We start from the raw sequence: 6738 nt of genomic DNA, 5'->3' as shown, positions 1-6738 counted from the left end.
CTCGTTAGCGTGCCTAAAGTTGAAGAAAAAGAGCCCGAGAAAAAGAGAATCAACGTGGTGTAGTAACCGTGGTGGGTAGGGGCTCGACGGAGCACAGCCCGAATCACTTCGGGCCGTGCGACTAAGGCTTACTCGCCCGTGAAATTGGGCTTGCGGCGCTCGACAAAGGCGCCCAGGCCTTCCTGTCCGTCGCGGCTGCCCACGCAGTGAGAAATGCCGCGGCTTTCCAGCTCCAACTGGCACTCCAGGCCGTTCTCGTAGCTGCTGAGCAGCAGCGCGCGGGCTTGGGCATAGGCCTCGGTAGGGCCGGCAGCCAGCTGGGCGGCCAGTTTGGCGGTTTCTTCTGCGAGTTGATCTGCGGCAACTACCTTGGTGAGCAGGCCCCAGTCCAGTGCTTCCTCGGCGTTGAGTACACGGTTGGTGAAGATCAGTTCCTGAGCACGGCGCAGGCCGACCAAGCGCGGCAGCAGGGTGGTGGAGCCGCCGTCGGGGCTGACCGCGATGCCGGTATAAGCCATGGTGAATTTGGCATTGTCGGAGGCAATGACAATATCACCGGCCATCGCCAGGCTGAAGCCGGCGCCGGCGGCGGTGCCGTTGACGGCGACAATCAGCGGGGCACGCATGCGGGCAAAGCGCGAGTTGGCGGCGTGCAGGTTGGCGGTGATTTCCTTGATCAGCTGCGGCGCTTGCTCGCCAGCTTGGTGAAAGCTTTGCACATCGCCACCGGCGCAGAACATTTTGCCCTCGGCAGTGATGACCACCGCGCGCACATCGCGGTCGCTGTCGCAGAGAATGGCGGCCTGCATCAGTTCCTGAGCCATGGCCAAGTTGAGGCTATTGGCGGCGTCCGGGCGGTTGAGGGTGATGGTGGCGATGCCGTTGTTTTTTTCGAAGCGGAGGGTTTCAAATTGGCTCATGGTGGATGCTTGCCTGTCTGCGTGGGTAAAGGGGGTTCGCGGTGGCCGGCACAGTGCTGGCGATATTCAGGGGAAAGAAGGGTAGTGCAGGCCTGTGATGGGGTCAACGAGCGCGTATACTTTCGGGCTTTGTCGCGGCGATTTACTGGGGAAAATTATGCGGGTATTGCTGTTGTCGGCCTACCACGCCGACAGCCACCGGGCCTGGGCCGAGGGCTTGATGGCAGCGCTGCCGGAGTGTGAGTGGACACTGCTCAGCCTGCCGGCGCGGCACTTTAGTTGGCGTTTGCGCGGCAATAGCTTGAGCTGGGCGATGTTGCAGCGCGATACCTTGAACGCCGACTACGATGTGCTGCTGGCCACCTCGATGACCGACCTGTCGGCGCTGCGCGGCCTGTGCCCGGCGCTGTGCAGGCTGCCCACGCTGGTCTACTTCCATGAAAATCAATTTGCCTATCCGGCCAGCGATCAGCAGCGCGGCGGCGTGGAGCCGCAAATCCTCAATCTCTATACCGCATTGGCTGCCGACAAGGTGCTGTTTAACAGTGACTACAACCGTCAGAGCTTTCTCGATGGTGCTGATGCGCTGTTAAAAAAATTGCCCGACTTCAGTCCGCGCCGCGAGGTGATGGGCCAGCTGCGGCGCAGTGAGGTGCTGCCGGTAGGGCTGGCCGAGTGCACAGCGCCCGTGCGCGCTGCCGGCGAGCGCCTGTCCCTGTTGTGGAATCATCGCTGGGAGTACGACAAGGGGCCAGAGCAATTGCTGGCCCTGTTGCGTGCCTGTGAGGCCGCCGCGCTGCCGCTGGATGTCAGTATTGTCGGCCAGCAATTTCGCCGCCAGCCCGAGGCCTTTGCCCAGTTGCGCGCGCTGCTGGATAACAGCCGCTGTCTGCGGCTCAAACACTTCGGCTACCTGGAGGCGGCCGGCGACTACCGCGCCCTGCTGGCGAGTTGCGATGTGGTGCTGTCCACTGCGCTGCACGATTTTCAGGGGCTGGCAGTCATGGACGCGGTGTCGGCGGGGTGTCGGCCGCTGCTGCCCCGGCGGCTGTGCTACCCCCAGTGGTTTGCTGAACCCTACCTCTATGCCAGCGATTTATTGCAGCCCTCGCAAGAGGCGGCCGCCGCCTGTGCGGCCCTGGCAGAGCTGGCGGCGCAGAAGCGGCGGGGGCCGCTGGCGGCGCCGGATTTGTCGGCGTTGCACTGGCCGGTCTTGGCGTCGCAGTATCGCCAGCAATTACTGGCGTTGGCGGCTGAGCGGCGGTGACACTGGCCGGGTGAGCCAGTATCATAGGCCGCTTTTCACCCTCCGCGCAGACAGGACAGTATCATGGCAAAGACCCGGGTTCTTACCGGCATTACCACCACCGGCACCCCTCATTTGGGTAACTATGTGGGCGCGATTCGCCCCGCCATTGCCGAGAGCCAGTCTGCCGAGCAGGACAGTTTTTTCTTTCTTGCCGATTACCACGCCCTGATTAAATGCCACGACCCGGCCGCCGTGCACCAGTCGGCGCGGGAGATCGCCGCCACCTGGCTGGCGCTGGGCCTGGATACTGATCGCACCACCTTTTACCGCCAGTCCGATGTGCCGGAAATTACCGAGCTGACCTGGGTGCTGAACTGCGTGGCCAGTAAGGGGCTGATGAATCGTGCCCACGCCTATAAGGCAGCGGTACAGGACAACCAGGACAAGGGCGAGGACGCCGATTTCGGTGTGACCATGGGGCTGTTCAGCTACCCGGTGCTGATGGCCGCCGATATTTTAATGTTTAATGCCCAGCGGGTGCCGGTGGGCCGCGATCAGATTCAGCATCTGGAGATGGCCCGCGATATCGCCCAGCGCTTCAATCATATTTACGGTGAGACCTTTGCCCTGCCCGAGGCGGTGGTGGACGATAATGTGGCGGTACTCAGCGGCTTGGATGGCCGCAAAATGAGTAAGAGCTACGGCAATACTATTCCGCTGTTTTTGCCCGAGAAAAAACTCAAAAAACACATCAACAAAATCAAAACCAACCTGCTGGAGCCCGGCGAGCCAAAAGACCCGGACGATTCCACGGTATTTCAAATTTGGCAGGCCTTCGCCACGCCGGAGCAAACGGTATACATGCGCGAGCAGTTTGAGAATGGCATCGCCTGGGGCGAGGCCAAGAAGCAATTGTTTGAACTGATCAACGGCCAGATCGGCGAGGCGCGCCAGCGCTACGAAGAAATTCTTGAAGACGGCAGCTTCCTCGATGCCCAGCTGGCCAAGGGCGCTGAAAAGGCCCGTGCCGAAGCGGCGGTAATGCTCAGCAAGGTGCGTGGCGCGGTCGGCTTGTCACGTTTCGGTTGAACCCTGATCGCGCGAGGCGGCGGGCCACTCTGGTACTTGCTGTTGCGCCCGCCTGTGAGTTGCCGCAAAGCTAGTGGTATTTTTAGAGTTTATGGCGCAGAGCATTGGCGATCAGCCGGCCTGGGACCGGCTGCTGGCTTAAAAGCTGGCGGTGAATGACAGGCCTCGGGGGCCGAGGCTGAACGTCGCGCCACTGCGGTGGCGAAGCGAAAGTTGCAGGTCGCGGCGGTCGGCGCTAAAGCGCAGCGCCGGCATCTTGTTGGGCTGTTGGGCGTCGTTGCCACTAGTCGCTATTGCGCTGCTCACTGTAAGCAGGGGCTGACCGGCGAAATCTTTTTCACTTTGCGCGTTTGCTACTTGGCTGGCGAGTAGAATGGCCAGAGTGGTGAGCATCATTGCATCTTTCATCGCGGTTACTCCTGGACGTGAGCGGCGGTAGTGCGGCGGCGTCTGGGATAACTATCGCGAAATTTCCGGGGGCTAAATATACGGGAAGGGCGAGAAGGTGAGCTGGGTCACGCGACCCTAGGACAAGTGCTTGGGGAGCTAGGTAGTAATACGGGGCGGCTGCGGAGCCGCCCCGGTTACAGTTGGAAATAACTGCGTTTTAGAAGTTAAGGCCTACTTCAAGGAAGACGCTGCGTGGCTCGCCAACAAAGTAGCGGTGATTGCCAAAGGCGTAGTCGGCGCGCTCGGCGTAGTCGATATCTTCCAGATTGTTAATGCGCAGCACGGAGTAAACATGCTCGCCGTAGTGCTGCTGCCAGCGTGCATTGACCAGGGTGTGACCGGGGTAGCCGAAGCGGTTGTCGGCCTCTAGGTAGTAGTCACTTTGGTGCACGGCCTCCAGGGTCAAGACCGTGCTGGGCGTCGCCTGCCAGATGAGTTGGCTGCTGGCCAATTGGCGTGGCGCGGTATCCAGTTCATTGCCTTCTTTGGTGAGTGCGTCGTTGTCGTACTGATGTTTGCTGTAGCTGCCCTGCAGGTTCCAGCGCAGACTGTCGCTAAGTGCCCAGCTCATTTCCACTTCCAAGCCACGGCTTTCGGTGCGGCCACCGTTGAAATTGCGGCGGTTGCTATCCTGGATAATCAATTCATCTTTTTGCAGCCAGTACACGGCGCTGCGATAGGAGAAGCGGCTCCATTCGCCGCGCAGCCCGATCTCGGCGCTGTTGAGCGATTCCTCGTCCAGCTCGGCGTTCAGCTGCTGAGCCTGTAGGCGGTAGAGTTCGCTGGCCTGTGGTGCGCGGAAGCCGTGGGCGAGATTGACGCTGAGGCTGTTGAAGCTGTTCAGTTGGTGGACGAGTCCGCCGTGGAAGGACCAGTTGCGGAAGCGCTGGCTGTCGTCCTCTGGGCGGGCGTAGCGGCAGGCGCCATTGCCGGTGGGGCAGGGGCTGCCGTCAGCCGCAGTGTTGCCGCTGATCATACGGTTGTCGTAGTCGTAGAACTGAATGTCGTAGCGCGCGCCAAAATTGAGGTTGGTGTTTTCGCCGGCCTTGTAATCGCCGCCGACAAACCAGGCAAAGTACTTGGCATCCACTTCGTAGTCGTAGTGCTTGCCCTGCGGGAAGGGGGCGAAGCTGGTGCCCGCCTGCTCTTGCTGCAGATAGGCGCTGGTCAGCTCCATATCAAAGCCGTTGTGAACGGTGAGCTTGTCGCTACTCTGTTGGTAAAATGCCGTTTGTACGCCGACGCTGCGCTCGCCGTTCTCTTCCAGTGGGGTGCCGGGCAGGAAGTGCTGCAGAAACTCCATCTCGGTGTAGCGCAAGTAGGGGGTCACGACAAAGTGGCTGTCCTGGCTGCCGTCGCGCTCAAAGCGGCTGTAGTAGCGCAGACTTCTGCTGTTGCGGTAGGCCTCGGGGTTGCTGTTGTCGCGCTTGCGGCTGTCGTCTTTATAGGCGTCTTCGCCCAGCAGATAGCCGGCAGTTTCCTGCTGCAGGTTGGCGGCTGACAGCAACGACTGGACTGACCACACGATACCGTCGTAGTCGTGACGCAGTGACAGTTTTTGCTGGTCAAAGCCCGAGTCGTCTTTGTAGCCACCGTCGCTTTCGCCGTGGGCGCTGATGCGGTAACCGTGACGGCCCTCGGTGTTGCTGTGGCTGAATTTCAGGCGGCCGTAATCGTGGGGGCCGACTTCGCCGGCGATCTGTGTTTCCGGCGTTTCGCTGGGCGCCCGGCTGATTATATTGATAACACCGTTGAGCGCGTTGCTGCCGTGTACCGCGGTGCCGGGGCCGCGAATCACCTCGATGCGCCCCGCCTGTTCGCTGTTGGCATCGAACAGTTCATTGACGTTGCAAAAGCCGGGGCCACGCAGGGGGATGCCGTCTTCGGCAAAATAGAAGGCGCCACAGCTGCCGGCGCCAGTCAGCACGCCCGAGCGAATGGCAGTGAGGTGCTCTTGGCCGTTGCCGCGGCTGATCCATACGCCTGGTGCTTGGCTCAGTAGTTCACTGATATGGCTGTGGCCGAGGTTGTCGATGCTGTCTTCGTCGATCACGCTCAGGGATATACTCAGGTCCTGTGGGGCGCGCTCGGTGCGGCTGGCGGTGACGGTCAGCTGTTCGAGTTTGTCGTTGCTTGGGCTGTCGCTAGCGGCCAGTAGGGGCAGGCTGATGCTGCTGCCCAGCAAGATCATCAGCGCGGAATTTTTTGTTTTGCGTGTCATGGACTGCAATCCCTTATGTTAGGGGTGAATCTTAAATAATGCGGATAAAAAGACCTTCAGAGGTCGCCAATAGCTCGTCGCCATCACGGCATTCGCCGCGGGCGATCACTTTGCGTTCGCCGCAGTCTTCCAGCCAGGTTTCGAAGCGCAGCGCTTTATGTAAGGGCAGAGGCTTGCGGTAGCTGACTTGCAGCGAGGCGGTGTAGCCAGGGGTGTTGTTGCGCAGGCAGGCAAAGGCAAGCAGTTGGTCAAAGACCAGGCTGGTGATGCCGCCGTGTACACTGTTGGGTGGCCCTTCGTGGCGCTTGCCAAAACGGATGTCACTGACGACGCGATCGCCGTTGTTGCGAACGTCCATGTCGGGCGAATAGGCATTGTAGCGCCCGGTGGCTGGGCCGTAGGGCAGCGCCTCGCGCAGCTGATCGCCGTACTCCATGTTGAAGTAAGGCATGATTTTCTCGCCCTGGTGGGCGCTCAGTTGTTCATTTACAGTCTCTAGCTGGCTGGCCAATTCGGCCAAGCGCTCGGCATCGGCGTTAAGGTCTATGCTGAGTTCTAGGGTTTCTTGCAGAGCCTGCGTCACGCGCAGTAGTTGGGCTGAGGCAGTATTGGCCGACATCGGACTGTCGTTCCTTGTTATTAATGAGAGCAGCAGTGTAATCGCCGGCGCCGGCTCGGGAAAGTCCCGCAGAGGCTAGTGACGATTAGCAAATGGTAATGCGTGCGCTGCAAACATAAGGCGGTGTTGCTGTAATGGTGCTTCGCTGCGCGGATTATCATTGTACTGGTTTTACGATAGTGGCCATTGT

General features: G+C 60.3%; 6 protein-coding genes. 2 read left to right on the top strand and 4 right to left on the bottom strand.

Annotation, left to right across the window (positions count from 1 at the left end; genetic code table 11):
• Nucleotides 1–128: 128 nt before the first annotated feature.
• Nucleotides 129–920, bottom strand: a complete 792-nt coding sequence (locus ABYM29_RS14155) for an enoyl-CoA hydratase/isomerase family protein (RefSeq protein WP_372865431.1) — start codon at nucleotides 918–920, stop codon at nucleotides 129–131.
• Between the two features lie 157 nt (nucleotides 921–1077).
• Between ABYM29_RS14155 and ABYM29_RS14150 the strand changes: the two genes are divergently transcribed.
• Together ABYM29_RS14150 and ABYM29_RS14145 are read left to right on the top strand one after the other, a co-directional pair.
• The gene (locus ABYM29_RS14150; RefSeq protein ID WP_372865430.1) at nucleotides 1078–2187 is read left to right on the top strand and encodes a DUF3524 domain-containing protein; all 1110 of its coding nucleotides are present in this window, start codon (nucleotides 1078–1080) and stop codon (nucleotides 2185–2187) included.
• Between the two features lie 63 nt (nucleotides 2188–2250).
• A complete protein-coding gene (locus ABYM29_RS14145) occupies nucleotides 2251–3258 on the top strand; it encodes a tryptophan--tRNA ligase (protein ID WP_372865429.1) in 1008 nt (335 codons plus the stop codon).
• Between the two features lie 138 nt (nucleotides 3259–3396).
• On the opposite strand, the gene ABYM29_RS14140 is transcribed toward ABYM29_RS14145, so the two are convergent.
• From ABYM29_RS14140 to ABYM29_RS14130, 3 genes are all read right to left on the bottom strand, one after another.
• Nucleotides 3397–3666, bottom strand: coding sequence for a hypothetical protein (locus ABYM29_RS14140; RefSeq protein WP_372865428.1), 270 nt, complete (start codon nucleotides 3664–3666; stop codon nucleotides 3397–3399).
• A gap of 199 nt (nucleotides 3667–3865) precedes the next feature.
• Nucleotides 3866–5929 carry a TonB-dependent receptor gene (locus ABYM29_RS14135; RefSeq protein WP_372865427.1) on the bottom strand — a complete coding sequence of 688 codons (2064 nt, stop codon included), beginning with the start codon at nucleotides 5927–5929 and terminating at the stop codon, nucleotides 3866–3868.
• Nucleotides 5930–5960: 31 nt separating this feature from the next.
• Nucleotides 5961–6548 (bottom strand): PaaI family thioesterase, encoded by a 588-nt coding sequence (locus ABYM29_RS14130; RefSeq protein ID WP_372865426.1) that lies wholly within the window; start codon nucleotides 6546–6548, stop codon nucleotides 5961–5963.
• Nucleotides 6549–6738: the final 190 nt, after the last annotated feature.

The sequence above is a fragment of the Spongiibacter sp. genome, from assembly GCF_041602295.1.
In the GTDB taxonomy this organism is placed as follows: domain Bacteria; phylum Pseudomonadota; class Gammaproteobacteria; order Pseudomonadales; family Spongiibacteraceae; genus Spongiibacter.
Note: the sequence above shows the minus strand (reverse complement) of the source record. Positions and strands in the feature narration are given on the sequence as shown.